Source organism: Streptomyces sp. NPDC037126 (assembly GCF_055605965.1).
The window spans coordinates 1-26,020 of the sequence record NZ_JBVJTD010000028.1 but is presented as its reverse complement, the minus strand read 5'-3'; the positions used below and the strand labels follow the sequence as shown (position 1 = coordinate 26,020).

Below are 26,020 nucleotides of genomic sequence, written 5' to 3'. Positions count from 1 at the left end.
TGAGCACCGTAGGGCGATACGATCTCCATCCCGCGTCTCAGCCCCGGCGGCGCGCACCGGTGTCCCCCGTTCGCGGTAACGTGAGCGTCCTATGAACGCCAAGCCCGACGTGCGGCTCCCCGCTGTATCCGTGATCATGCCCGTCCTCGATGAGGAGCGGCATCTGCGCGGGGCCGTCCAAGCGATCCTCGCGCAGGAGTACGCCGGCGAGATGGAGGTCGTGATCGCCCTCGGTCCGTCCACGGACCGCACGGACGAGATCGCCGCCGAGCTGGTCCGCGAAGACCCGCGCGTGCACACCGTGCCCAACCCGACCGGCCGCACGCCCGCGGCGCTGAACGCGGCGATCAAGGCCTCCCGGCATCCGATCGTGGTCCGCGTCGACGGCCACGGCATCCTCTCGCCGAACTACATCGCGACCGCCGTCCGGCTCCTGGAGGAGACCGGCGCGCAGAACGTCGGCGGCCTGATGCACGCCGAGGGCGAGAACGACTGGGAGCACGCCGTCGCCGCCGCCATGACCTCGAAGATCGGCGTCGGCAACGCGGCCTTCCACACCGGCGGCGAGGCGGCCCCCGCCGAGACGGTCTACCTCGGCGTCTTCCGCCGCGAGGCCCTCGAACAGCAGGGCGGCTACAACGAGGAGTTCATCCGCGCCCAGGACTGGGAGCTGAACTTCCGCATCCGCGAGGCGGGCGGGCTGATCTGGTTCTCGCCGCAGCTGAAGGTGTCGTACCGGCCGAGGCCCTCCGTGCGGGCGCTGGCCAAGCAGTACAAGGACTACGGCCGCTGGCGGCACGTGGTCGCCCGCTACCACTCCGGCTCCATCAACCTGCGCTACCTGGCCCCGCCGACGGCGGTGTGCGCGATCGCGGCGGGCCTCGTGGTGGGCGCGGTCCTGACCCCGTGGGGCCTGGTGATACCCGGCGGCTACCTGGCCGCGATCGTCGCGGGCTCCGTCCCGGCCGGCAAGGGCCTGCCGCTGAAGGCCCGTCTGCAGATCCCCGTGGCGCTGGCCACCATGCACATGTCCTGGGGCTGGGGCTTCCTGACCAGCCCCAAGTCCCTGGCGAGGAAGGTCATCGCGTCACGGCGGCCGGCCGTCGTCGACGCCGGCCGAGTGTGACAAGGGGGCCCCTCCGGCGACGGAAGGGCCCCTTTCCCGTATCCGCCGCGCTCGCGCGGCCCCCTTTCGGCAGGCGCCCGGCTCCCCGACTCACTCAGCGTGAAAGGCTGTTGACGGTGCGTCGTGGTCATGCTCGAATCTGCACGCGCGCGTCTTTCGTCTCCGCGCCCGTGGCGGACGGTCGCAGGTGTGCTCGCGCACGACCAGAACCGAAAAGGGGGACCAAAATGCGCTCCAGCATGCGCCACCTCGCCCGGGCCGGTGTCGTGGCAGGCGGACTCGGCCTCGCGACGGTGGCGGCCACGGGCGTCTCCGGCGCCTGCGCCTACGACGGCGGCGACCCGCCGGCCACGGGCTGCGCCCGTGACGCGACCACGGTGGAGTCCGCGACCGTCGGGAACGCCCACGCCACCTTCGGCACCATCGAGCTGCGCTACAGCCTCGCGTGCCACACCGCCTGGGCGAGGCTCACCCTCGACCGCGCCCAGGGCGCGTGCGGCGACCCCGCCGCCGGCTACGGCTGCGCCCACGCCTACGTCGTGCGGAACGACGACGGCCGCGCCTACGGCTGCACCGTCACCCGGGGCCGCAAGCAGTGCTACACGCCGATGGTCCACGACAAGGGCACGACCTCCTTCGCCCAGGCCGGCCTGGACACGGCCGCGGGAGCGGCCACCCCCCGCACGGCCGCCCGCTGACCGGACCGGTGCCCGGCGACCGGCGGGGGGCCGCCGGCCCGGGGCCTGCCCAGTGGGCCGGTCACCACCGGTAGGGCTTGTAGACGTCCATGCACTGCGACTTGTCCGAGCCGTTGATGGCGTCGGAATTGCTGGGCAGATCGCCGGCCTTGGGGGCGGGCTGCTTGGGATAGGCCGTGCCCGTGCGCCAGTCGGCGCCGACGACGACCGTCACACCCGAGACGTCCGTCGACTTCTTCACGGCGCTCATCGGGATGCCGAGGGCCTTCGCCACGGCCTGCGCGTCGCCCTGGAGGTCCGCGCTCGGGTACCGCACGACCGTGGTGTCCGCGGACAGCGCCGACGAGGTGTCGGCCGTGGCCCTGCCGTAGCCCTTCTGCACCAGGGCCTCCCTGACCGTCGCGGCCCGGCCCCCGGTCGGGGCCTCGGCCGAGGTCCGGGTGGCGTTCTGCACCAGCACCCCGAGGCGGGCCGGATCGACCGAGGGCGTCTTGGCCGCGTCCTCCTTGTTCGCGGCCTGCTTCGCCTCGGACGCCGTGCCGTGCTTGTCGAACGGCACGTCGTCACGGAGCATCTGCCAGATCCTGTCGGCGTTCGCCGGGTCCGGAAGGCGGTGCGAGCTGTTCTGCGGGTCCGCGATGTTGGGCATCGTCACCGACGTGATCCGGTTCGTGGGCACCGACTTCAGTTCCATGCCGAGGTCGTACAGCTTCTTGACCGTGCCGATCTCCTCGGAGACCTTGAGGGACTTGGTGCCCGCCTCGGCGAGGTCCATCAGCCGGCCGGTGTCGGTGAAGATGTTCTGCTGCTTCAGCGTGCGGATCATCGAGTTGAGGTACATGTGCTGGGCGCGGGCGCGCAGCAGGTCGTCGCCCCAGGCGTGCCGGGTGCGCAGCCACTGCAGCGCCTGCACGCCCTGGACCTTCCTCGTCCCGGCCCTCATCTTCAGCCCGGAGCCGCCGGGTTGGGCCGGCGTCGGGTGGTCCCAGACGTTCTGGTTCACGCAGACCTCGACGCCGCCGATGGCGTCCGCCATCTTCACCACGCCCGCGAAGTCGATCATCATCCAGTGGTCGATGTAGACGTGGGTGAGGTTCTCCCAGGTGGCCAGCGTGCAGCCGGCGCCGCCCCGGGCCAGGCTGACGTTGATGATGTCGTTGGTCGGCGGGTACACCTTGCCGGTGTCGGGGTCCGTGCACTTGGGTATGTCGACCCGGGTGTCCCGCGGGATGCTCACCATGGCGGCGCTCTTGCGGTCCGCGGAGAGGTGGATGAGCATCTGCACGTCGGCCAGCGGCGGGTTGCCGCGGTTGTCCCTGCTGCCTCCGAGCTTCACGTCCTCGTCGGAGTTACGGCTGTCCGAGCCGATCAGCAGGATGTTCAAGGGCGTCTGACCGGCCGCGTTCGCCCGCGTCCTGAGCGCCTTGGAGTCGTCGCCGCTGCTGCGCTCGCCCTTTTGGATGTTGCCGTTCAGGTGCTGGTAGTACAGGTATCCGGCGCCCGCCGTACCCAGTATGACCACCGTGAGCACGGTCGCCGACCAGCGCAGTACGCGCCGTCTGCGTCGCCGCCGTTCGGTCTTCGGGCCGCCTCTGCGCCGCCCGCCGTGCCGGCCCGAGTCGTCCGACGCGTCCGAGGTCCGCGGCGGTGCCCCCGACATCGTGTCGTCCACCGCAGGAACCTCTCCTCGCACATCGCTCTGTGCCAACCTTCCTGCCCCTCCCCACCCTGGCGCCGGCCAACGGGTCCGTCCCGCGCCGAGTTAGACGCCCGACGGCCCCATTGGGTTACCTACGAGGCGCACTTCACCTTGTCCGCTGTGGAAGCGCCCGCATTATCCAGGTGACGGGTAAGAGGCTTCTGCGGGAAGCGCGGGGGTGGTTCGAGCCCTGCTCAGCTGGCGCACTTGACCTTGTCGGCCGTGGACCTGTCCACGTCCGGCGCCTTCGACGGAGCGGTGAGCGGCACACCCGCCCCCTTGAAGTCCGCGCCCAGCGTCAGTGTCATCGCGGGCAGACCCTGGGAGTTGGTCACGCTCTTGCCGGGCTTGAGCGCGGAGCCGGACAGGCCCATGAGATGGGCCAGCTCCCGGGCCTGGGCGCCCTGGTCGGGCGCGTACTCGAGCGTGGTCTCGCTCAGCGCCGCCGGCGCGTTGCCCGCGTTCTCCGACTTCAGCACGCCCACCTGGTTCTGCAGCCAGTCGAGGGTCTCCTGCGCACTCCCGGCCTGGGCACCGCCGTTGAGGACGCGCACCCGCACGTCGGAGGCCGCGGACCTGGTCCCCTTGAGGCGGGCGGCCTGCGCGTCCTTGGCCGCCTTCTGCTTCTTCTTCACGTCGGTGAAGGAGACGTCGCCGTTGATCGCGTCGAACACCTGCGGGGCCAGCGTCGGGTCGAGGATGACCGTCTTGTGGACGACACCGTCCGCCGGGTTGTCCTTCACCGGCGCGGTGAGGAAGGTGATGTTCTTCGGCGGCACCTTCTTCAGCTCCAGGCCCACGTCCTTGAGCGTGCTCACGGAGCCGATGCCGGTGTCGACGGTGAGGGCCTTGGTGGCGGCCTCGGCGAGGTCCACCAGCTTGGTCGGGCTGGTCAGGGTGTCGCTGGAGGACATCTTGCGCATCAGCGAGGCCATGAACTGCTGCTGCACCTTGATGCGGTCCAGGTCGCCGTGGTTGCCCCAGCTGTGCCGGGTCCGGACGAAGGCCAGGGCCTGCTCGCCCTCGATGGTGGAGGGTCCGGCGGGCAGGTTCAGGTGCGACTCCTTGTCGTTCACCGCGTGCGCGAGGCACACCTTGACGCCGCCGACCGCCGTCGTCAGCGTTTTCACCGCGTTGAAGTCGACCATCATGAAGTGGTCCGGCTGGATGCCGGTGATCTCCTTCACGGTGCGCATGGTGCAGCCCGGGTCGCGCCCGTCCTGCCCGAGGCTGGTGTTGAACCGCGCGTTCTCGGTGCCGGGGATGACCTTGGTGCTGCCGTCGGGCTGCTTCGTCGGGCAGTCCGGGACGTTCACGATCAGGTCGCGGGGGATGCTCAGCGCCGTCGCGTTGGTGCGGTCCTTCGACACGTGCAGCAGGATGTCGGTGTCGGCGTGGCCGACGCTGCCCTTGTCGCCGTAGCCCTCGTTGCCCTTGCCGGTGCGCTTGTCGGTGCCGATGATCAGCAGGTTGAAGGCCTCGTCCTTGCTGAAGCCCTTCTTGCCCGCGCTGCCGATGTCGGTCGTCGTGACGTTTCCCTCGAGGTGCTTGAGGTACAGGTAACCGGCGGTGCCGACGGCGACCAGCGCGAAGGCCGTACCGCCGGCCGTCCATGCCAGCACCTTCTTGGCCTTCGACTTCTTCTTCACCGGACGCCGGCCGCGGCGCCCCTGCGGCGCCTCCGGCTCGGGGGCCCGGCGCCGCCGCGGCTGCGGGACGTCACCGGTGCGCACCTGGCGCATCTCACGGGTGCCGCCGGGCGCCGCGTCCTCACGGGGGCGCGGCGCGGCGCCGTTGCCCCGGGAGCCCGAACGGCGCGGGCGCGGCACCCCTGATTGCTGAGCGGAAGGAGTCAGTCGCAGTTCGTATTCGCCCGTGCTCGGATTGAGCACCCACTGGTCTGCGGGGTCGATGTTGTCCGCCCGCCCACGGCCTTGCGCGTCCACGGTTGTCCGAATCCTCCGTCGGGGCCACGCGGCGCCTTCCCCCCTCAAAAGGCGCTCGGGTCTCGGTGAAACAGTGCACGACCCCAGGACGGACCACGCGGTCGTGCACCGGATCGCTCACACTATCCGCCCAGTTCAGCGTCAAGCGACGCCGGTGACAAATTCCACCTCCCTACAACTGGGCAATCCGCCTCATTTTCTGAACGGAAGTTCGCCGTCCCGGCGCTCGGACCGCCGAGGAGCGCGCCGGGGAAGCGCCGCTGACGCCCCGTCCGTTCGAAGACCGCTGCAGTGCCCGGCCGCGTACCGGGGATCCGAACGCCCTCCGGTATCCCGGCGGTTCGGATCGTGCACGCCGAACCGCCGAGCCGGAAGGCCTGGTTGAACGGCGGCGGCCCCCCGCCGGACGGCCGGCGGACGGTCGCCGGCTGCGGCGGCCCTAGCGCCGTACGGCGGTGACCCGCTCGCTCTCGATCCGCTTGGCGAGGGCCTCCTCGTCCAGCCGGTCCAGGTTCCGGCAGAGCACCACGGAACCGCCGGTGGCGAGCGGCGCGTACAACCCCGCGTTCAGGCCGTCCCAGGTGTCGTACGACAGCCCCGACAGCAGCCGGGACCCGGGCCCGGTCAGATCCAGCGACGGCGCCTCCGCCGCGGCCCGCTCGACGACCTCCGCCGCACTGAACTCCCGGCCGGCCACGATGAGCGCGGGCTCCTCCGCGTCCACCGGCGCGAACGGCGCGAACCGGTCGCCCTGGCCCGGCACCTCCACGGCGTAGTCCACGAATCCTTCCGGCGTCGCGGGGAACCGCCCGCCGAGCGGCCGCAGCGCGAGCGCGACCCGCTCGCCACGGCAGGCCCGCGCCGCCTGGAGCGCGTCCGGCCCGCTGACGACCACGTCGGCGGCGGCCGGGTCCCCGGCGACGTCGACGACCACGCCCACCGCCGAACAGGCCAGCAGCCACACGGCCGTCTGCCAGTGCGCGGGCAGCAGCAGCGCCACCCGGTCGCCGGGTCCGACGGACAGATCGCCCTGGAGGAGGTTCGCGGTCTTGGCCACCCAGTTGGCGAAGGTGGCCACGGACAGTTCGACGCGTTCGCCCGTGGCGTCGTCGTAGAAGGTCACCAGGGGACGGCCGGGGTCCGCGGCGAGCGCGGAAGCCAGCAGGTCGGCAGGGGTGCGATCGGTGGCGTTCACCCGGCACAGGGTACGCGCGGGCGGCCCCGCGCACGGGGTGGAGCGGACACTCCCGGCCCCGTCCGCCGGTGCCTCGCTCCCGGGCGCCCTCCGCCATCCGCAGTACCCACCGCTACCACGTCACGAGCAGGGACCGGTGGGACCCGCGTGGAATGACATATCTGACGCCGGGTGGTGGCAATCTCTACCCCAAGGGGAAGAACGTACGACTGAACGTGATCTCAGGTCATCGGGACGGGTTCGCCACCGAGTGCCCCGGCAAGGCGGCTCTGTGCCGGACTCGGTACGGCCCGTTCCGGCGCCGCCCACCACCAGGGGCGATGAGGCCGGGGGCGTGTTCAGCGCCGACGGGGGCGCGCCGAGTTCATGCCGACTTCACACCGATCTCACACCGATCTCGCGCGAAACCACGCTGTCTTCGAAGGCGCCGTCGTTACGGTCTGCATACACTGACCGGCCGAAACGAGTAGTAACGAACAGTTCGGCCGGTCCCGGCAGGAAGCAGAGACGACAGGTGACAGAAGCGATCCTCCTGGTCGGCGGCAAAGGCACCCGGCTGCGTCCGCTCACGGTGCACACTCCGAAGCCCATGGTCCGGGCCGCCGGGGTGCCGTTCCTCACCCACCAGCTGGCCAGAGCGAAAGCGGCGGGTGTCGAGCACATCGTGCTCGCGACCAGCTACCTGGCCGAGGTCTTCGAGCCGTACTTCGGTGACGGCTCCGCGCTGGGCCTCCACATCGAGTACGTCACCGAGGAGGAGCCCCTGGGCACCGGCGGAGCGATCCGCAACGTCGCCTCCCGCCTCCAGTCGGGCCCCGACGAGCCGGTGCTGATCTTCAACGGCGACATCCTGACGGGTCTGGACATCAGGGCCCTCGTCGACACCCACCGGTCGACCGGCGCGGACGTCTCCCTGCACCTGACGAAGGTGACCGACCCGCGCGCCTACGGCCTGGTCCCCACGGACGAGACCGGCCGCGTGCTGGCGTTCCTGGAGAAGCCCCAGACGCCCGAGGAGATCGTCACCGACCAGATCAACGCCGGTGCGTACGTCTTCCGCCGCTCGGTCATCGACGCGATCCCGATGGGCAGGCCGGTCTCCGTGGAGCGCGAGACGTTCCCGGAGCTGCTGTCGGCGGGCGCCCATCTGCAGGGCATGGTCGACTCCACCTACTGGCTGGACCTCGGCACCCCCGCCGCCTTCGTGCGCGGCTCGGCCGACCTGGTCCTCGGCCGCGCCCCCTCCCCGGCCGTCCCCGGCCGCTGCGGCGACCGCCTGATCCTGCCCACCGCCCAGGTCGCCCCGGACGCCAAGCTGACGGGCGGCACGGTGGTCGGCGAGGGCGCGTTCGTGGCCGAGGGTGCCCGGGTCTTCGGCTCGACCATCCTCCCCGGCGCCGTCATCGAACCCGGTGCCGTCATCACCGACTCCCTCATCGGCGCCCGTGCCCGCGTCGGCGAACGCTCCGTGCTCACCGGCACGGTCGTCGGCGACGGCGCGGTCGTGGGGCCCGACAACGAGCTGCTGGAGGGCGCGCGGGTGTGGTGCGACGCGCGGATCCCGGCGGGGGCGGTGCGGTTCTCCTCCGACCAGTAGCCGGGCGGGCCGGCTGGGGCGCCGTCCACGGTGGCTGCGCCCCCGGAACCCCCTGCCCGGGGGACGGATCCGCTTGATCGTCCGCTGTGGGTGCCGCGGGCGGGGCGACGCGCGCCGGTGAGGCGCTGGGCGCCTCACAGCAGCCCGATGTCCACCTTCGGCATCTTCGGGGCCCGCCGGGCGGGACCGTTCCCGCTCAGCAGGATCAGCCGGGCCGCCCGGTGCCGTTGCCCGGCGTACGGCTCCAGCAGGCGCAGCATCGCCGCGTCGTCGGCATGGCGGTCGCCCGCGAGGGCCCACCCCACGATCCCCGGCAGATGCAGGTCACCGACCGTCACCGCGTCGGCGGCCCCATGGCTGCGCTGCACCACCTCCGCCGACGTCCACGGCCCCACCCCCGGCACGACCTCCAGTCGCGCCTGGGCCTCGGCCGCCGGCATCCCCACCGCCTCCTCCAGCCGCGCGGCGACCCGTACGGCGCGCAGGATCGCCGAGGCGCGCTTGTCGTCGACCCCGGCCCGGTGCCACTCCCAGGAGGGGATCAGCGCCCAGGTGCGCGGTGCGGGCATCACGGACATCGGCCGCTCGCCCGCCCCCGCGGGCCCCGGCGCCGGTTCCCCGAACCGCCGGACGAGCAGCCGCCACGCCCGGTACGCCTCGTCGGTCGTAACCTTCTGCTCCAGCACCGACGGGATCAGGGACTCCAGCACCAGCCCGGTCCTGGTCAGCCGGAGTCCCGGCCGCCGGTGCCGTGCCAGCGCCACCACCCGGTGCCGGGGCACGAACGCCTCCGGGTCGTCGGCCGCGCCGAGCAGTTCGGGCAGCCGGTCGAGCAGCCACTGCGCACCGGGGCCCCACGCCTCGCCGAGCACCTCGCCGCCGTGCGCGCGCACCCGCAGCGTGCCCGGACCGGCGGGTGTGCGGGTGGCCCGCCACACGGAGCCGTCCGAGGTGGCCCGGAACGTCGGGTCGGCGGGCCCGCGCCGCAGCGGTCCGAGCACCAGTCCCAGATCGAGCGGCCCCTCGGGCACCCAGCGCCGCACCCGCGGCGGGACGGCGGCCTGACGCGGTATCGCGGTGGAACCCGCGGGTACGCCTGCATGGCCGCCGCGCACGGTCGTGCGCGTGGGGCGCTGAGCGAATCGTCCTGCCACGATCGAGTTCCTAGGGGAGCCGGTGCCGTCCTACGAGACTAGGCGGTGCCCATGGTGTCCGGGTCCTTTCACCGGACCTCGACGAACGCCCCCGCGTCCCGCTCGCCCCGGGGCTCCGGCCGCTCCGCCGGACACCCGATCGCGACCGCGCCCATCGGATCCCAGTCCGCGGGCAGCCCGAGCGTCTCGCGCACCACGTCCCGGCAGAACATCGTCGAGGACACCCAGGCCGAGCCCAGTTGCTCGCCGGCCAGCGCGACCAGGAAGTTCTGCACGCCCGCGCCCATCGCGACGACGAACATCTCCCGCTCCGCGGCGTCCCTCCGCGCGTCCCCGTAGTGGTGCGAGCCGTCCATGACGAGGCAGGGCACCACCAGGTAGGGGGCGTTGCGCAGGACGTCACCGCGGCGCACCCGCTTGGCGACGGACTCCTCGCTCCTGCCGTCCCGGCGCAGATCGGCGACCCACGCGTCCCGCATCGCGTCCAGCAGCCGGGTCCTGGACTCCGCGGACTCCAGCAGCACGAACCGCCACGGGGTGGTGTGGTGCGGTGCGGGCGCGGTCACGGCCGCGGCCACCGCCCGCCGTACCGCGCCGGGGTCCACGGGGGCGTCGGTGAAGGCCCGCACGGTGCGCCGCTGGGTCACGGCCTCCCGGACCGCCTCGGAGGTGCCGAGCCGGAACATGTCGCCCGCCGCCCCGCGCACCAGCGCGCGGGCGCCCGTGCCGCCGTCCGGGTCCAGCACCTGGGGGAGCCCGCGCACCACGGCGACCGGGCGGCCCGCAGCCTTGCCCTTGACCAGGTCGCCGGCGGCGGCCAGTTCGTCCGCCGTGGCCACGACGGTGGCGCTGAGCGGATTGCCGTACGCGTCCGTGCCACCGCGCAGGTCGTCCAGCACGTGCACGCCCGCGGCGCCGATCGCCACGTCGGTGAGCCCCGAGCGCCAGGGGCGCCCGAAGGTGTCGGTGATGACGACACCGACGTCGACCCCGAGGGCGTCGCGCAGGCCGGCGCGGATCGCGCGCGCGGACGCGTCCGGGTCCTCGGGCAGCAACAGCACGGTGCCGGCGGGGGTGTTGGAGGCGTCGACCCCGGCGGCGGCCATGACCAGGCCCTGCCGGTTCTCGACGATCCGCAGCGTGCCGCGGCGCGCCACCACGCGCACCGTCTCGGCGTCGATCGCGGCCTCTCGGTCGGTGGCCTGCACGATGCGGCCCTCGGCCTTCGAGACGATCTTGGAGGTGACGATCACCACGTCCCCGTCGGCCAGGGCGGGCTCGGCGGTGGCGATCAGCTTGGCGAGGTCGTCGCCCCGCTGCACCTCGGGAATGCCGGACAGGGCCCAGACCCGGTACTGCGGGCGCTCCTCGGTCACGCTCCCCGCACCTCCTCGGCGAGCGTCAGTGCCTCCCGGGCCATCTGCGCGGTCGCGTCCACGTCGGTCATCATCAGCGGTACGGCGCGGCAGCGGATGCCGTCGGCCTCGACCCGCTCGACCGCCCCCGCGTCCACGGTGTCCACCAGCCAGCCGTCCAGCAGGCCCGAGCCGTAGTGCTCGGCGACCGCGGCGGCCGTGGACTCGACGCCGACCGCGGCGAGGACCTTGTCGGCCATCCCGCGCACGGGCGCGTCGCCGACGATGGGGGAGAGGCCGACCACGGGTACGCCCGCGTCCGCGATCGCCTCCCGGATGCCGGGGACGGCGAGGATCGTGCCGATGGACACGACCGGGTTGGACGGCGGGAAGAGGATGACGTCGGCCGCGGCGATCGCCTCCAGGACGCCCGGCGCCGGCTTGGACTGCTCGGCGCCGACCGGCACGATCGCCTGGGCCGGTACGGAGGCGCGCAGCCTCACCCAGTACTCCTGGAAGTGGACGGCCCGGCGCTCGCCGTCCGTCTCCACCGCCACGTGCGTCTCGACCCGGTCGTCGGTCATCGGGATGAGCTTCACGCCCGGCTTCCAGCGGTCGCACAGCGCCTCGGTCACCGCGCTGAGCGGATAGCCGGCGCCGAGCATCTGCGTCCGCACGATGTGGGTGGCGAAGTCCCGGTCGCCGAGCCCGAACCACTCCGGCCCGACCCCGTAGGCCGCCAGCTCCTCCTTGAGGTGGAAGGTCTCGTCGGCCCGCCCCCAGCCCTGTTCCTCGTTGATGCCGCCGCCCAGCGTGTACATCACCGTGTCGAGGTCCGGGCAGACCTTCAGACCGAAGAGATGGATGTCGTCGCCGGTGTTGCCGATCACCGTGACGTCCGCGTCCGGCACGGCCCGCTTCAGACCACGCAGGAACCGGGCACCGCCGATGCCGCCTGCCAGAACCACAATGCGCATGGGCCCCAGTCTTGCAGGCTGGTACGACAACGCGTCAGGCGGTCGCGGCGCCGGCGGGGGCGGATCGAAGCGGACGGAAGCAGTCCGGGGCGGTACGGAGCAGTCGGGGCGTCAGGCGCGTACCGCGGGCGGCTCGGTGCGCGCCTCGCAGTGCGGGGAGGTGTGCATCGGCATCTCGGTGAGGCCCGGGTAGTACACGTGCAGGCTGACCGCGGGCTCCAGCGTGTCGTTGACGACCTCGTGCGCGTAGCCCGGCGCGAACGCCCGCTGCGTGCCGGGCGCCAGCGCGCGCGTGCCGCGCCGGGTGTGCTCGGTGAGGGTGCCCTCCAGGACGGTGAGCACACCGGAGGAGCGGCCGTGGTCGTGCCGCCCGCTGCCCTGCCCCGGCACCCAGGACAGCAGCCACACCTCGTAGCCGGGGCCGGTGCGCAGACGGTGGTACCAGCGGGTGGTGGCGTCGTAGCGGACGAGGTGCGCCCACTGGGAGCGGTCGGCGGCGATCTCGCGGGCGAGGCCCACGAACTCGGCGACGGTGGCCGGGTGCTCGCGGGGCGGCTGGAGCAGGTGCGGGACTTCGAGGATGTCGCCTGCGATCTGGAGGTCGTTGTCGCTGTTCATCGGGGTGCGGTGGTCCTCGGCGGGAGTGGGGGCCGGAGCTGGAGGTGGCGTGTCGGTCCGCCCGGGTCACGGGCGGGCGGGGTGCCCTGGGTGAGGGATCACGAAGGGGGAGACGCGACCGAGCCGGGATGGACTCGGGAACAGCCGGAGCGGGCTTGGCTCAACAGCTGGGACAGCAACAACAGCTACAGCGCGCGCGAGCGGCACCGTGGGACCCGGCGGGGCGGGTCGAGGTGGGTGCCAAGTTCGCGAACATGCCCACTAGGACATCGGTTCACACGCGCAGTGTCAACTCGGAGCCCGAAATGTGGGACATGTTTCACCTCATCCGGTTCATCTCTCAGATGAAAGGTTTGCTCACCGGGATGCCAGGACACATGGGGCACAACCGAGCGGTCAAACCTCGCGGAACGCGATCGAACGCCAGGGCGTCCTCCTCCGTACAGAGATCAGTACGGGTCCGGAACCCACAAGGGGTCTCGTCTGCGTGTCAGGGTTTATGGCGATTTGAACACTTTCCGCACGGGCTTGGTTCCGCAGAGTGAATAACGGGCCCAATAGCAGATCTCGGCTTGACTCGCCCGGAGCAGCACACTTGTAATTTCACTCGTGTCGTTCAGCCGAAATCGGTACGGCTACGCACGGGGACGTGAAAGACAGACGAGGGGCGCACATGACCGAGCTGGTGCAGCAACTGCTGGTCGACGACGCGGACGAGGAACTCGGCTGGCAGGAGCGCGCGCTGTGCGCCCAGACCGACCCCGAGTCCTTCTTCCCCGAGAAGGGCGGCTCCACCAGAGAGGCGAAGAAGGTCTGCCTCGCCTGCGAGGTCCGGTCCGAGTGCCTCGAGTACGCCCTCGCCAACGACGAGCGCTTCGGCATCTGGGGCGGACTGTCCGAGCGGGAGCGCCGCCGTCTCAAGAAGGCCGCCGTCTGATCACACGTACACACACAAACTGCACGAACGGCCCGTCGCGGGTGGGTTATCCACAGGCGGCGGGCCGTCGTCGTGGGCAGCCGATAGTGTGGTCGCTCGTCCGAGACGCCCCGCTGTCCCCTCGGCGCACGAGAAGGCACAGGCGTCCACCGCAGTCCATCGAACCGGGGCCCGTACCTCGATGTCCGTGCACAGCCATACGGCAGCCCAAGACGGCGCCGCCACACCTGAGTTCCCGCGTCATGTGGTGACCGCGGTCCTCGTCTCCCACGACGGCGCCCGCTGGCTGCCCGACGCGCTCGCCGGGCTGCTCGGCCAGGAGCGCCCCGTCCAGTACGCGGTGGCCGCCGACACGGGCAGCGCGGACGACTCCGCCCAGCTACTCACCGGCGCCCTCGGCGACGGCAACGTGCTGCACCTCGCCCGCCGCACCGGCTTCGGCCAGGCCGTCGAGGAGGCCGGGCGCACCGCCCCCGTCCTCACCCCGGACGACCTGCCGTACCTCCGGCGCCCCAGCGGCTGGGACCCCGTCACGCGCAGCTGGCGCGACGACGCCTACGACCTCCCCGAACTGCCGCACGGCGAGCCCGTCCAGTGGCTCTGGCTGCTGCACGACGACTGCGCCCCCGAGCCCGACGCGCTCGCCCAGCTGCTCCGGGTCGTCGAGAACGAGATCGAACTCGGCCGCGACGACGTCGCGATCGTCGGCCCCAAGCTGCGCGGCTGGTACGACCGCCGGCAGCTGCTGGAGGTCGGCGTCTCCATCGCCAACTCCGGGCGCCGCTGGACCGGCCTGGACCGCCGCGAACAGGACCAGGGCCAGCACGACCACGTCCGCACCGTGCTGTCCGTCTCCACCGCCGGCATGCTCGTCCGCCGCGACGTCTTCGAACAGCTCGGCGGCTTCGACCGCCGGCTGCCCCTGATGCGCGACGACGTCGACCTGTGCTGGCGCGCCCACAACGCCGGCCACCGCGTGCTGATCGTCCCCGACGCGGTCGTACGGCACGCCGAGGCCGCCTCCCGCGAGCGCCGCACCGTCGACTGCGCGGGCCGCACCACCGCCTCACCGCACAAGGTCGACAAGGCCGGCGCCGTCTACACCCTGCTCGCCAACACCCGTACCGGCGCCCTGCCGTGGGTGCTGCTCCGGCTCGTCCTCGGCACCGTCCTCAGGACCGTCGCCTACCTCGTCGGCAAGGTCCCCGGACAGGCTGTCGACGAGATCCGCGGTCTGCTGAGCACCCTGCTGCGGCCCGAGCGGATCATCGCCGCCCGGCGCCGCCGCGGCCGCCCGGGGATCGACAAGGGCGAACTGCGCCAGCTCCTGCCGCCGCCCGGCGCCACCGTCCGGGCCACCGCGGAGCAGTTCGCGGGCAACTTCACCGGCGGCTCCGACATCGACACCACGGCCGGCCGGCACGGCGGCGCCGTGGAGTCCGGGCCCGGCGGCGACGACGCCGACTTCCTCGAGGTCGAGCAGTTCGCCCGGCTCAAGCGGATCGCCCGCAGGCCGGGCCCGGTGCTCTTCCTCGCGCTCCTGGCCGTCTCCCTGGTCGCCTGCCGCGCCCTGCTCGGCAGCGGCGCACTCGCGGGCGGCGCCCTGCTGCCCGCCCCGGCCGACGCCGGCGAGCTGTGGTCCCGCTACACGGACGCGTGGCACGCGGTGGGCGCCGGCGGCACCCCGTCCGCACCGCCCTACCTCGCCATCGTGGCGAGCCTCGCCTCGCTCCTGTTCGGCTCCACCGGACTCGCGGTCACCGTCCTGCTCGTCGGCGCGGTGCCGCTCGCCGGCTTCACCGCCTACTTCGCTTCCCGGCCGCTCGTCACCTCCCGGCTGCTGCGCGCCTGGGCGGCGATCGCCTACGCCTTCCTGCCCGCCACCACCGGCGCGCTGGCCGGCGGCCGCGTCGGCACCGCCGTCCTCGCCGTGCTGCTGCCGCTCATCGCGCGTGCGGGCGTCGCCGCGAGCGGCCTCACCAGCCGCACCGGCGCCCGGGGCAGCTGGCGAGCCACCTGGGCGTATGCGCTCCTGCTGACCGTCGCCACCGCCTTCACGCCCGTCGTCTGGCCCGTCGCGCTGGTCCTCGGCCTCGGCGTGCTCGTCCTGCGCCGCTCCGACCTCGTGGCCCACGGCCTGCGCTTCCTGGTCCAGCTCGGCACCCCGCTGCTGGTCCTCGCGCCCTGGTCGCTGACCCTGCTCCCGACCGGCTTCTTCAAGGAAGCGGGCCTGGCGTACGGCACCTCGGCCGCCTCCGCGCCGGACCTGCTCGGCGCGAGCCCCGGCGGCCCCGGCACCCTGAACGGCCTGCTGCTCATCGGCATCGTGCTCGCCGCCCTCGCCGCGCTGCTGCGCTCCGAGCGGCAGCTGGGCATCCGCACCGCATGGGCCGTCGCCCTGGTGGGCCTCGTCCTCGCCGTGCTGTCCAACCGCTCCGCCTGGGCCGGACCGGCCACCCTCGTCTACGGCATCGCCCTGCTGGCGGCCGCCACCCTCGGCGCCGACGGCGCACGCGCGCGCGTGGCCGAGCAGAGCTTCGGCTGGCGCCAACCCGTCGCCGCGCTGATCGCCTTCGCCGCGGCCGCGGGCCCGCTGCTCGTCGCCGCCGGCTGGATGCTCCGCGGCGCCGACGGCCCGCTGGGGCGCCACGACCCGTCCCAGGTGCCCGCCTTCGTCGCCGAGGACTCCAGCACCGGCGACCGGGCCCGCACCCTCGTCCTCGACAGCGACTCCACCGCGCGCGTGCGCTACACCCTGGTCCGCGGCTCGGGCGCGCGCATGGGGGACGCCGAACTGACCGCCGCCGACGGCGAGAACGCACGGCTCGACAAGGTCGTCGCCAACCTCGTCGCCGGCTCCGGCGCCGACCAGGCCGACGAACTCGGCGGCTTCGCCGTGCGCTACGTCCTCGTCCACAAGGGCGCCCCGCGCGACATCACCCGCGTCCTCGACGCCACCCCCGGCCTGACCCGGCTCAGCCAGCAGGACGGCAGCGCCCTGTGGCGCGTCGACCAGGAGGTCTCCCGCGCCGCCATCGAGCCCGCCGGCGGCTCCGGCACCGCCCAGCCGGTCTCCGCCGGACCGGTCGAGATCCACACCACGGTCCCCTCCGGAGCGGACGGCCGCGTCCTGCGCCTCGCGGACAGCGCCGCCCCCGGCTGGACCGCCACCCTGGACGGCAAGCCCCTGACCCGCACCACCGTGGACGGCTGGGCCCAGGGCTTCCAGCTCCCCGCGTCCGGCGGCCGGCTCGACGTCACCTACGACGCCCCGATCACCCACACCGCCTGGCTGTGGGCGCAGGGCGCGCTCGCCGTCGTCCTGGTCGTCCTCGCCCTGCCCGGCCGCCGCCGCGACGTCGACGACGACCTCCCGGAGGAGGAGCCCCTGCCCGCCCAGGCCACCGCGGGCGAGGGCCGCCGCGCCCGCCGGCTGCGCGCCCAGGCCGAGGAGGAGGCCGCCGCCGAGGAGCAGCCGGACGTGCCCCCGGCGCCGGAGGAGACCCCGGCCGCGGTACCGCACCAGCAGTCCTACGACGAGTGGGACGCGGGCTCCTACGCGAACGCCCAGTACGCCGGTTACGACACCGACCCCTACCAGGCGGCGGGCTACGACCAGCAGGCGTACCAGGGCGACCCCTACCAGGCCGCCCAGTACGACCCGTACGCCTACGGGGGCACCGCCGACCAGATGCCCTACGACCCGGCGGCGTACCAGCAGCAGGCCTACGACCCGGCGTACGACCCGGCCCAGCAGGGCTACGACCCCGCCCAGCACCCCCACGGCACCGGCAGTGAGCGCCCCGACGGGAGCCAGCAGTGAACCGCACCACCCTGTCCCTGATCGCCGGCACGACCGCGCTGGCCGCCGTCACGGCGTTCGCCGCGCTCGACACCCCGTCCGCGTCCGGCGCCCCGGCCCCCAGGGCCGCCGCCCAGCTGCCCGTGGAGCGCACCAGCCTGCTGTGCCCGGCGCCGAGCATCTCGGACATCGCCGACACGTCGTACACGTCGTTCACACCGGTCACCAAGAGTGCCGCGAGCGGTGGCAAGGCCCAACTCCAGGCGGCCGCCGAGGACTCGGCGGACGGCGCCAGCGGTACCCCGCAGGGCAAGGGCACCAAGAAGAAGGCCGCCCGGCCGGTGCTCACCCCCAAGGAGCCGGGCACGCCGGTCACCGGCGACACCTCCGGTGCCGACGCGCCCGCGCTGATCGGCACCGCCGACGGCAAGTTCGCGCCCGGCTGGACCGTCCAGGAGACCACCGAGGTCGCCGCCGGCACCGGCCGCGGCCTCCAGGGCGTCAACTGCACGCCCGCGGACACCGAGTTCTGGTTCCCGGGCGCCAGCACGGCCACCGGCCGCACCGACTACGTGCACCTGACCAACCCCGACGACTCCGCCGCCGTCGTCGACATCGAGCTGTACGGCAAGAACGGCGCGATCAAGTCGCCGCTGGGGGAGGACCTCACGGTCAACCCGCACGCGAGCAAGCCGATCCTGCTGTCCACCCTCACCGACGCGCAGGAGAGCGACCTGACCGTGCACGTCAGCGTGCGCAGCGGGCGGGTCGGCGCGGCCGTGCAGGCGCTGGACGACAAGTCGGGCGGCGACTGGCTGGCGGCGTCCGCCGACCCGGCCGGCAGCATGGTGCTGCCCGGCATCCCCAAGGACGCCACCGACGTGAGTCTGATCGCCTTCACGCCCGGCGACGCGGACGCCGACCTCAAGATCCGTCTCGCCTCGCCCGACGGCCTCATCACCCCGGCGGGCAACGAGACCGTGCACGTCAAGTCCGGCATGACGACCGCGACCGACCTCGGCCCCGTGACCCGGGGCGAGGCCGGTTCCCTGGTGCTCACCCCCACCGACCAGACGGTTCCGGTCGTCGCCGCGCTGCGCGTGGTCCGGGGCAAGGGCGCCAACCAGGAGACGGCCTTCATCCCGGCCACCGCGCCGGTCGGCACGCGCGCGACGGTGGCCGACAACAGCGCCAAGGGCACGACCCTCGCGCTGACGGCCCCCACCGCCGCGGCCCAGGTCAAGGTCACCGCCTCGGCGGGAAGCGACGGCGGTACGACGGTGTCCAAGACCTACACGATCAAGTCCGGCACCACCCAGAACGTCGACGCCCCGGTCCCCTCGGGGGTGAAGGGCACGTACGCCCTGACCGTCGAGCCCCTCTCCGGCGGCCCCGTCTACGCCTCCCGCACCCTCGCGGCCACCGAAGGCGGCGTCCCCGGCTTCACCATCCAGACCCTCCCCAACGACAGGGGCCTGGTGGCGGTCCCGGAAGTGGACGAGGACCTGTCGATCCTCCAGTGACAGCGGCGCGGCGGCGGCACCACCCGGGCCGCCGCCGACGTCCTAGTCCTCCCCGTACCGGGGATCCACCGTCTCCGGGGTCAGCCCCAGCAGCTCGGCCACCTGCTCCACGACCACCTCGTGGACCAGCGCGGCCCGCTCGTCCCGCCCCTTCGTCCGGATCTCCACCGGCCGCCGGTACACGACCACCCGTGCCTGCCGCCCGTCACGCGCGGGGATGATCCCCCCGAGCGGCACGGCCTCGTCGGTCCACCCGGCCGGCTCACCCGGCGCCTCCAGCCGGGGCACCTCGAGCACGAGGAAATCGATGTCGGCCAGCTGCGGCCAGCGCCGCTCAAGTCGCTCCACGGAGTCCTGCACCAGGTCCGCGAACACCTCCGCACGGCTGGCCGCCAGCGGCACCTGCGGCGGTGCGATCGGCCCCCGCATGCCCCGTCCGTGACGATCACGGCGGCGGGGCCCGGGGCCGGCGGCACGGGGCGGTACACGGTTGTCCATCACCGGTGAAGCCTAGTCCCCGGGCGCCCCGCCCGCCCGACCCCACGCGCCGACCGGCCACCGGCGCCCCCATGTCGCAGGATGACCATTCCAGCCAAGGTCTGGCTCGTTTCCGTAACCCTCCAAGAGCGCCGAGCACAAGGCAATTGACGGTGTTTGTGCCGACTCATGACCGGAAGCAGTCCCGCCCAGGAGCCGGCGGGACCTCGTCCACGCAGGTCAGCAGAGCTTGTCCGAGGGGGCGTGTGGGGCGCCTCACAGCAAGACACGGTGGAGTGACCTGGGGGAGAGTCGTCGCGGCCCGCTCAAGAGTGCGGTACCGTCCAACATCGTGAGCCCTGTACGTCGCTGTTCGCGCACCGCCTGCGGCCGACCCGCCGTCGCGACGCTGACGTACGTCTACGCCGACTCGACCGCGGTCCTCGGCCCGCTCGCCACCTACGCCGAACCTCACTGCTACGACCTGTGCGCCGAGCACTCCGAGCGCCTCACCGCCCCGCGCGGCTGGGAGGTCGTCCGCCTCCTCGACGGCTCCGCCCCCGCACGGCCCAGCGGGGACGACCTGGAGGCGCTGGCCAACGCCGTGCGCGAGGCGGCCCGCCCCCAGCAGCGCGCTGCCGAGGCGGGCGGCGGCGGCCGTACGGCGGATCCCATGGAGGTGGCCCGCCGCGGCCATCTGCGGGTCCTGCGCTCCCCGGACAACTGAGCCACCCCGTCGGCCGAGCCACGCCCGCCGACCGCCTTCCCGGTCACGACTGAGCGTCCACCTGGTGTCCGCACACCTCGCCCTTACCCCGGACGGGTAGTTTGTGGGCACCCATAGGACTTTCAGGAGGGTTGGCCGTGACTGCTGATCTGTCGCAGATCGTGAAGGCGTACGACGTACGCGGAGTGGTTCCGGACCAGTGGGACGAGCCACTGGCCGAACTCTTCGGTGCCGCCTTCGCGGAGGTGACGGGTGCGGCGGCGATCGTCGTCGGCCACGACATGCGGCCCTCGTCCCCCGGTCTCACCCGCGCCTTCGCGCGCGGCGCGGCGGACCGCGGCGTGGACGTCACCGAGATCGGCCTGTGTTCCACGGACCAGCTGTACTACGCCTCGGGCGCGCTGAACCTGCCGGGCGCGATGTTCACCGCCTCCCACAACCCGGCCCAGTACAACGGCATCAAGCTGTGCCGCGCCGGCGCCGCCCCGGTCGGCCAGGACACCGGCCTGTCGCAGATCCGCGAACTGGTCGAGCAGTGGCTGGAGTCGGGCGCCCCCGAGCCCGCCGCCGAGCCGGGAACCCTCACCTCCCGCGAGACGCTGGCGGACTACGCGGCGCACCTGCGCTCCCTGGTCGACCTGACCGCCATCCGCCCCCTCAAGGTCGTCGTCGACGCCGGCAACGGCATGGGCGGCCACACGGTCCCCACCGTCTTCGACGGCCTGCCGCTGGCGCTCGTCCCGATGTACTTCGAACTGGACGGCACCTTCCCGAACCACGAGGCCAACCCGCTCGACCCGGCCAACCTCGTGGACCTGCAGAAGCGGGTCCCCGCGGAGGGCGCCGACCTCGGCATCGCCTTCGACGGCGACGCCGACCGCTGCTTCGTCGTGGACGAGAACGGCGACCCGGTCTCCCCGTCCGCGATCACCGCACTGGTCGCCGCGCGCGAACTGGCCCGCAACGGCGGGACCGGCACGATCATCCACAACCTGATCACCTCCCGCACGGTCCCCGAGGTCGTCCGGGAGAACGGCGGCACCCCGGTCCGCACCCGCGTCGGCCACTCCTTCATCAAGGCCGAGATGGCCCGCTCCGGCGCGATCTTCGGCGGCGAGCACTCCGCCCACTACTACTTCAAGGACTTCTGGAACGCCGACACGGGCATGCTGGCCGCCCTGCACGTCCTCGCCGCCCTCGGCGGCCAGGACGGCCCGCTGTCCGCCCTGGTCGACCAGTACGACCGCTACACGGGCTCCGGTGAGATCAACTCCACCGTCGCCGACCAGGCCGGCCGCCTCGCCGCGATCCGCGCCGCGTACGAGGGGCGCGCCGGCGTCACCCTGGACGAACTCGACGGACTCACCGTCGCCGCCGCCGACTGGTGGTTCAACGTCCGCCCCTCCAACACCGAGCCCCTGCTGCGCCTGAACGCCGAGGCGAAGGACGAGGCGACGATGGCCGAGGTCAGGGACGAGGCACTGGCGATCATCAGGGCCTGACACGCGGCCCCCCGGCCCGCGGTTGCGGCAGCCGGGACCGCGCGGCCCGGTGCCCAGGGGGCGAAAGGCTCCCCTGGGCGCCGCCCGCGGCCCGGCCCAGCCCGTTCACCAGCGGTACGCTGACCAGGCACGACCACAGACACGTACCCGCCCTCGAAGGGACATCCCATGCCGCTCGAAGCCGGCCTCCTGGAGATCCTCGCCTGCCCGGCCTGCCACGCTCCCCTCAAGGAGCAGGACACCGAGCTGATCTGCACCGGCCAGGACTGCGGCCTCGCCTACCCGGTCCGCGACGGCATCCCGGTCCTGCTCGTGGACGAGGCCCGCCGCCCCGCGTGACGCGGCCCGTCACCCCGTAGCGGCAGGGCGCCCGCGCCCCCGCGAAGGACCCCACCCCGCACAGCACCCCCGGCGATCGGAGGCTGCCGCCCATGCTGGACGAATCGCTGCTAGACACCCCGGAAGGCCTCGCCGAGGCCGACCGCCGAGGCCTGCTGCGCGGGGCCGCGGAGGCCGGCGCCCGCGTCCGTACCGCCGCCCGGCACGCCGTCGAGGCCGGCGTCGGCGAACTCAAGCCCGACGGCCGCCCGCGCGCCGTACTGATCGCAGGCCCCGGCGCCGCCGCCACCCACACCGCCGACCTCCTCGGCACACTGGCCGGCCCCGGCAGTCCGGTGGTCCGCCTGGCCCCCTCGGGCGTCGCCCCGGCCGCGGGAGCCCTGCGCTGGGAGCTGCCCGGCTGGGCCGGTTCCGTGGACCTGCTCCTGATCGCCACCCCGGACGGCACCGAACCCAGCCTCTCCCTCCTCGCCGACCAGGCCTACCGCCGCGGTGTCTCGGTGGTGGCCGTCGCTCCCGACGGCACCCCGCTGGCCGAGGCGGTCGCGGGCGCGCACGGGCTGCTCGTACCGATGGCGACGGCCCCCTACGACCAGGAGGAACCGCTCGCCGCGTCCTCCCCGGGCGTCTTCTGGGCCCTGCTGACCCCGCTGCTCGCCCTCCTGGACCGCATCGGCCTGCTCAACGCGCCGCCGGAGGCCCTGGAGAAGATCGCCGACCACCTGGACCAGGTCGCCGAGCGCTGCGGCCCCGCCATCGTGACCTACAGCAACCCGGCCAAGACGCTCGCCGCCGAACTCGCCGACGCCCTCCCCGTGGTGTGGACGGAAGGCAGCTCGGCGGGGCCCGCGGGCCGCCGGTTCGCCGCCGCCCTCGCCGAACTCGCCGGCCGCCCCGCCGTCGTAGCCGAGCTTCCCGAGGCGCTCGCCGCGCACAGCGCCCTGCTGGCCGGACCGCTCGCCGCCAGCGCCGACCCGGAGGACTTCTTCCGCGACCGCGTGGAGGAGCCGCCCGCGATGCACGCGCGCGTGGTGCTGCTGCGTGACCGCCCCCTCGGCGGCCTCACCGCCGCGCCCGCCGCCCGCGACCTGGCCCTCAGCCACGACACGCCGATCAGCGAGCTCGAACCGGAGGAGGGCGGCGAACTGGAGACCCTCGCGGAACTGATCGCCGTCACGGATTTCGCCGCCGTTTACCTGGCGCTCGCTTCCAGGGCCTGATCTGGCTACGGGCCGGATCCGCCGCGCCCACCACCGGCACGGCGCCCCCGGCACGGGCGCCGGCCGAGCCGCGTACACACGGAGACAGAGAACACATGGACCGCCTCGACAACACCATCCGCCCCTACGCCTGGGGTTCGCCCACCGCCATCCCGCACCTGCGCGGCGTCGAGCCGACCGGCGAACCCCAGGCGGAGATGTGGATGGGCGCCCACCCCGGCGCTCCCTCGCGCACCGCGCGCGGGACGCTCGTCGACGTCATCGACGCCGACCCGAAGGGCGAACTGGGCAGCGAGACGGTCGCGAAGTTCGGCCCGCGCCTGCCGTTCCTGCTGAAGGTCCTCGCCGCCGGCGCGCCCCTGTCCCTCCAGGTGCACCCCGACCTGGCGCAGGCCAAGGAGGGTTACGCCGACGAGGAGCAGCGCGGCATCCCCGTGGACGCCCCGTACCGCAACTACAAGGACGCCAACCACAAGCCCGAACTGATCTGCGCCCTCACCGAGTTCGACGGCTTGTGCGGCTTCCGCGCCCCGGACCAGGCCGCCGACCTGCTCGAAGGGCTCGGCGTCGACTCCCTCAAGCCGTACGTCGACCTGCTGCACGCCCACCCCGAGGACGCGGCCCTGCGCGAGGTCCTCACCGCGATCCTCGGCGCCGACCCCGAGGAGATGGCGCACACGGTCGCCGAGACCGCCGCCGCCTGTGACCGCCTCGGCGGCGACTACGCCCCCTACGCCGGCCTCGCCCACCACTACCCCGGCGACCCCGGCGTGATCGCGGCCATGCTCCTCAACCACGTTCGTTTGCAGCCCGGCGAGGCCCTGTTCCTCGGCGCCGGCATCCCGCACGCCTACATCAGCGGCCTCGGCGTCGAGATCATGGCCAACTCCGACAACGTCCTGCGCTGCGGCCTGACCCCCAAGCACGTCGACGTCCCCGAACTCCTGCGCGTGGTCCGCTTCGAGGCGGGCGACCCGGGCGTGCTGCGCCCCGAGGCCTCCCCGGACGGCGAGGAGGTCTACGAGACCCCGATCGACGAGTTCCGCCTCTCCCGCTACGTCCTGTCCGAGGGCGCCGCCGCCCACGACGTCACCCGCGACACCCCGCAGATCCTGCTCTGCACGGCCGGCTCCGTCCGGGCGGGCGAGCACGAGCTGAGCCCCGGTCAGTCCGTCTTCGTCCCGGCGGACGAGAAGGCCGAGATCGCGGGCGCGGGCACGATCTTCCGTGCCACTGTGATCGTATGACCGCGGCTGTGGATACCTGACGCGCCGGGGCCCGGCCGGGCTGCAACAATGGCCCACCGGCAAAGGCCGGGCAAAGCCGGGCCACGCCCGGACGGCGTGGACGGACGAGCGCGAATAGCGGCGAAGGGACAACGCGGACACATGAGCGCGTCAGGCGGTACCAGGGCGATCGTGGCGGCACTCGGCGCCAACCTCGCGATCGCGGCATCGAAGTTCGTGGCGTTCGCTTTCAGCGGCTCCTCCTCGATGCTCGCCGAGGGCGTCCACTCGCTCGCCGACTCCGGCAACCAGTTCCTGCTGCTCATCGGCGGCAAGAAGGCCCAGCGCCAGGCCACCCCGCAGCACCCCTTCGGCTACGGCCGCGAGCGCTTCATCTACGCCTTCCTCGTCTCGATCGTCCTCTTCTCCATCGGCGGCATGTTCGCGATCTACGAGGGCTACGAGAAGATCAGCCACCCCCACGAACTGGAGAACTGGTACTGGCCGGTGGGTGTCCTCGTCTTCGCGGTGATCGCCGAGGGCTTCTCCTTCCGCACGGCCATAAAGGAGTCGAGCGAGCTGCGCGGCTCGCTGTCCTGGGCGCAGTTCATCCGCCGCGCCAAGGCACCCGAGCTGCCCGTCGTCCTGCTGGAGGACTTCGGCGCGCTCATCGGCCTGGTCCTGGCCCTCGGCGGCGTCGGCCTCTCCGTGCTCACCGGCGACGGCGTCTGGGACGGCGTCGGCACCGTCTGCATCGGTGTCCTGCTCGTCTGCATCGCCCTGGTCCTGGCCGCCGAGACCAAGTCGCTGCTGCTCGGCGAGGCCGCCGGCCTCGACGACGTCAAGAAGATCGAGAGCGCGATCGTCGACGGCGACACGGTCACCGGCGTCATCCACATGCGCACCCTCCACCTCGGCCCCGAGGAACTGCTGATCGCCGCCAAGATCGCCGTCCAGCACGACGACACGGCCGCCGAGGTGGCCAACGCCATCAACGCCGCCGAGGCCCGGATCCGCGCCGCCGTCCCCATCGCCCGCGTGATCTACCTGGAACCGGACATCTACAGCGAGGCCGAGGCCGCCAAGGGCCCGGACCCGGAGGCCACCCCGGGCGGCCCGAACCCGCACGCCGTCGGCCACTGACCCACCCGGCGCCGGACCGGTCTCCGCCCCGGATCGGCTCGAAGTATCCGGATGCGGACTGGGGACGAGTGGGTCGTCCGGTGTAGCTTGGGACGAAGCCAGACGTCGCTGCTGATGGCGGTCGGGCGGTCCAGCAGGGACCGGCCGAGGGAGAGAGGGCCTCCGACGGACTGCGCTGCGCGTACGTGGGCATGCCAGTGTCCTCTTCTCGGACACCCGTGTGTCCGCCGCCGCGCAGACCAGCCGTACCCACCCTCGCCCCGATACCGAGGAGCAGCTCGTAATGACGACTGTCGAAAACCGACAGGACTTCAAGGTCGCCGACCTCTCGCTGGCCGAGTTCGGCCGCAAGGAGATCACCCTCGCCGAGCACGAGATGCCCGGCCTGATGGCGATCCGCAAGGAGTACGCCGAGGCGCAGCCGCTGGCCGGTGCCCGTGTCACCGGTTCGCTGCACATGACGGTGCAGACCGCGGTGCTCATCGAGACCCTGGTCGCCCTCGGCGCACAGGTCCGCTGGGCCTCCTGCAACATCTTCTCCACCCAGGACCACGCGGCCGCCGCCATCGCCGTCGGCCCGAACGGCACGACCGACAACCCGCAGGGCGTCCCGGTCTTCGCCTGGAAGGGCGAGACCCTGGAGGAGTACTGGTGGTGCACGGAGCAGGCGCTGACCTGGCCCGACAGCCCCACCGGCGGCCCGAACATGATCCTGGACGACGGTGGCGACGCCACCCTCCTCGTCCACAAGGGCGTCGA

General features: G+C 73.0%; 21 protein-coding genes and 1 pseudogene. 14 read left to right on the top strand and 8 right to left on the bottom strand.

All coding sequences use genetic code 11. The annotated features are described in order from the left end of the window. Positions 1-91 precede the first annotated feature (91 nt). Together ACZ7FF_RS38260 and ACZ7FF_RS38255 are read left to right on the top strand one after the other, a co-directional pair. Positions 92-1,126, top strand: a complete 1,035-nt coding sequence (locus tag ACZ7FF_RS38260; protein WP_470818476.1) for a glycosyltransferase family 2 protein — start codon at positions 92-94, stop codon at positions 1,124-1,126. A 227-nt stretch (positions 1,127-1,353) separates the two neighbouring features. After that, entirely contained in the window at positions 1,354-1,824 is a 471-nt protein-coding gene (locus tag ACZ7FF_RS38255) for a DUF2690 domain-containing protein (protein ID WP_470818474.1), read from the top strand. Between the two features lie 61 nt (positions 1,825-1,885). Here ACZ7FF_RS38255 and ACZ7FF_RS38250 read toward each other — a convergent pair whose 3' ends face one another. The 3 genes from ACZ7FF_RS38250 to ACZ7FF_RS38240 all read right to left on the bottom strand — a co-directional run bounded on the left by ACZ7FF_RS38250 (position 1,886) and on the right by ACZ7FF_RS38240 (position 6,664). After that, positions 1,886-3,484: an LCP family protein gene (locus ACZ7FF_RS38250; RefSeq protein ID WP_470818565.1), complete on the bottom strand. Its 1,599-nt coding sequence runs from the start codon at positions 3,482-3,484 to the stop codon at positions 1,886-1,888. 233 nt (positions 3,485-3,717) lie between these two features. Further along, positions 3,718-5,469 carry an LCP family protein gene (locus ACZ7FF_RS38245; RefSeq protein WP_470818473.1) on the bottom strand — a complete coding sequence of 584 codons (1,752 nt, stop codon included), beginning with the start codon at positions 5,467-5,469 and terminating at the stop codon, positions 3,718-3,720. 439 nt (positions 5,470-5,908) lie between these two features. Further along, a complete protein-coding gene (locus tag ACZ7FF_RS38240; RefSeq protein ID WP_470818471.1) occupies positions 5,909-6,664 on the bottom strand; it encodes a TIGR03089 family protein in 756 nt (251 codons plus the stop codon). A gap of 140 nt (positions 6,665-6,804) precedes the next feature. Between ACZ7FF_RS38240 and ACZ7FF_RS38235 the strand changes: the two are divergent. Beyond that, positions 6,805-6,988: pseudogene (locus tag ACZ7FF_RS38235) on the top strand (N-acetylmuramoyl-L-alanine amidase); the annotation flags it as partial. A 190-nt stretch (positions 6,989-7,178) separates the two neighbouring features. Continuing rightward, complete coding sequence (manB, locus tag ACZ7FF_RS38230; RefSeq protein ID WP_470818470.1) at positions 7,179-8,261, top strand: mannose-1-phosphate guanylyltransferase; 1,083 nt, start codon at positions 7,179-7,181, stop codon at positions 8,259-8,261. Positions 8,262-8,395: 134 nt separating this feature from the next. Here the strand turns inward: manB and ACZ7FF_RS38225 are convergent, their stop codons facing one another. The 4 genes from ACZ7FF_RS38225 to ACZ7FF_RS38210 form a co-directional block, all read right to left on the bottom strand. Further along, positions 8,396-9,415 carry a DNA-3-methyladenine glycosylase family protein gene (locus ACZ7FF_RS38225; RefSeq protein ID WP_470818468.1) on the bottom strand — a complete coding sequence of 340 codons (1,020 nt, stop codon included), beginning with the start codon at positions 9,413-9,415 and terminating at the stop codon, positions 8,396-8,398. A gap of 68 nt (positions 9,416-9,483) precedes the next feature. Next, positions 9,484-10,791 (bottom strand): coenzyme F420-0:L-glutamate ligase, encoded by a 1,308-nt coding sequence (locus ACZ7FF_RS38220; protein WP_470818467.1) that lies wholly within the window; start codon positions 10,789-10,791, stop codon positions 9,484-9,486. Continuing rightward, positions 10,788-11,747, bottom strand: coding sequence for a 2-phospho-L-lactate transferase (gene cofD, locus ACZ7FF_RS38215; protein ID WP_470818466.1), 960 nt, complete (start codon positions 11,745-11,747; stop codon positions 10,788-10,790). The genes ACZ7FF_RS38220 and cofD overlap by 4 nt, the downstream gene beginning before the upstream one ends. Positions 11,748-11,858: 111 nt before the next feature. Then, the gene (locus ACZ7FF_RS38210) at positions 11,859-12,365 is read right to left on the bottom strand and encodes a cysteine dioxygenase (RefSeq protein ID WP_470818465.1); all 507 of its coding nucleotides are present in this window, start codon (positions 12,363-12,365) and stop codon (positions 11,859-11,861) included. 673 nt (positions 12,366-13,038) lie between these two features. On the opposite strand from ACZ7FF_RS38210, the gene ACZ7FF_RS38205 reads away from it, so the two are divergent. The 3 genes from ACZ7FF_RS38205 (at position 13,039) to ACZ7FF_RS38195 (ending at position 18,627) form a co-directional block, all read left to right on the top strand. Next, complete coding sequence (locus tag ACZ7FF_RS38205; protein WP_003975777.1) at positions 13,039-13,302, top strand: WhiB family transcriptional regulator; 264 nt, start codon at positions 13,039-13,041, stop codon at positions 13,300-13,302. Positions 13,303-13,483: 181 nt separating this feature from the next. Beyond that, positions 13,484-17,125 carry a glycosyltransferase family 2 protein gene (locus tag ACZ7FF_RS38200; protein ID WP_470818464.1) on the top strand — a complete coding sequence of 1,214 codons (3,642 nt, stop codon included), beginning with the start codon at positions 13,484-13,486 and terminating at the stop codon, positions 17,123-17,125. After that, positions 17,122-18,627 (top strand): DUF5719 family protein, encoded by a 1,506-nt coding sequence (locus ACZ7FF_RS38195; RefSeq protein ID WP_470818462.1) that lies wholly within the window; start codon positions 17,122-17,124, stop codon positions 18,625-18,627. The genes ACZ7FF_RS38200 and ACZ7FF_RS38195 overlap by 4 nt, the downstream gene beginning before the upstream one ends. A 42-nt stretch (positions 18,628-18,669) precedes the next feature. Here the strand turns inward: ACZ7FF_RS38195 and ACZ7FF_RS38190 are convergent, their stop codons facing one another. Next, positions 18,670-19,056, bottom strand: a complete 387-nt coding sequence (locus ACZ7FF_RS38190; RefSeq protein ID WP_470818460.1) for a metallopeptidase family protein — start codon at positions 19,054-19,056, stop codon at positions 18,670-18,672. Between the two features lie 400 nt (positions 19,057-19,456). Here ACZ7FF_RS38190 and ACZ7FF_RS38185 point away from each other — a divergent pair, with 400 nt between their 5' ends. The 7 genes from ACZ7FF_RS38185 to ACZ7FF_RS38155 all read left to right on the top strand — a co-directional run. After that, positions 19,457-19,831, top strand: coding sequence for a DUF3499 domain-containing protein (locus ACZ7FF_RS38185; protein ID WP_470818458.1), 375 nt, complete (start codon positions 19,457-19,459; stop codon positions 19,829-19,831). 137 nt (positions 19,832-19,968) lie between these two features. Then, complete coding sequence (locus ACZ7FF_RS38180; protein WP_470818456.1) at positions 19,969-21,333, top strand: phosphomannomutase/phosphoglucomutase; 1,365 nt, start codon at positions 19,969-19,971, stop codon at positions 21,331-21,333. Positions 21,334-21,501: 168 nt separating this feature from the next. Continuing rightward, complete coding sequence (locus ACZ7FF_RS38175; RefSeq protein ID WP_007382472.1) at positions 21,502-21,672, top strand: Trm112 family protein; 171 nt, start codon at positions 21,502-21,504, stop codon at positions 21,670-21,672. Between the two features lie 92 nt (positions 21,673-21,764). After that, positions 21,765-22,892 carry an SIS domain-containing protein gene (locus ACZ7FF_RS38170; RefSeq protein ID WP_470818453.1) on the top strand — a complete coding sequence of 376 codons (1,128 nt, stop codon included), beginning with the start codon at positions 21,765-21,767 and terminating at the stop codon, positions 22,890-22,892. A 95-nt stretch (positions 22,893-22,987) separates the two neighbouring features. Continuing rightward, positions 22,988-24,139: a mannose-6-phosphate isomerase, class I gene (gene manA / locus ACZ7FF_RS38165; protein WP_470818452.1), complete on the top strand. Its 1,152-nt coding sequence runs from the start codon at positions 22,988-22,990 to the stop codon at positions 24,137-24,139. Between the two features lie 141 nt (positions 24,140-24,280). Continuing rightward, entirely contained in the window at positions 24,281-25,261 is a 981-nt protein-coding gene (locus ACZ7FF_RS38160; protein WP_470818450.1) for a cation diffusion facilitator family transporter, read from the top strand. A gap of 283 nt (positions 25,262-25,544) precedes the next feature. Next, positions 25,545-26,020, top strand: a 476-nt coding sequence (locus ACZ7FF_RS38155) for an adenosylhomocysteinase (protein WP_470818449.1), incomplete at its 3' end; no start/stop codon positions are given.

Coding starts and splice junctions, on each gene's coding strand:
- cofD (WP_470818466.1), bottom strand. CDS start 11,747: ATGCGCATTGTGGTTCTGGCAGGCGGCATCGGCGGTGCCCGGTTCCTG.
- ACZ7FF_RS38210 (WP_470818465.1), bottom strand. CDS start 12,365: ATGAACAGCGACAACGACCTCCAGATCGCAGGCGACATCCTCGAAGTC.
- ACZ7FF_RS38175 (WP_007382472.1), top strand. CDS start 21,502: ATGCCGCTCGAAGCCGGCCTCCTGGAGATCCTCGCCTGCCCGGCCTGC.
- ACZ7FF_RS38200 (WP_470818464.1), top strand. CDS start 13,484: ATGTCCGTGCACAGCCATACGGCAGCCCAAGACGGCGCCGCCACACCT.
- ACZ7FF_RS38160 (WP_470818450.1), top strand. CDS start 24,281: ATGAGCGCGTCAGGCGGTACCAGGGCGATCGTGGCGGCACTCGGCGCC.
- ACZ7FF_RS38205 (WP_003975777.1), top strand. CDS start 13,039: ATGACCGAGCTGGTGCAGCAACTGCTGGTCGACGACGCGGACGAGGAA.
- ACZ7FF_RS38190 (WP_470818460.1), bottom strand. CDS start 19,056: ATGCGGGGGCCGATCGCACCGCCGCAGGTGCCGCTGGCGGCCAGCCGT.
- ACZ7FF_RS38250 (WP_470818565.1), bottom strand. CDS start 3,484: ATGTCGGGGGCACCGCCGCGGACCTCGGACGCGTCGGACGACTCGGGC.
- ACZ7FF_RS38170 (WP_470818453.1), top strand. CDS start 21,765: ATGCTGGACGAATCGCTGCTAGACACCCCGGAAGGCCTCGCCGAGGCC.
- manA (WP_470818452.1), top strand. CDS start 22,988: ATGGACCGCCTCGACAACACCATCCGCCCCTACGCCTGGGGTTCGCCC.
- ACZ7FF_RS38260 (WP_470818476.1), top strand. CDS start 92: ATGAACGCCAAGCCCGACGTGCGGCTCCCCGCTGTATCCGTGATCATG.
- ACZ7FF_RS38255 (WP_470818474.1), top strand. CDS start 1,354: ATGCGCTCCAGCATGCGCCACCTCGCCCGGGCCGGTGTCGTGGCAGGC.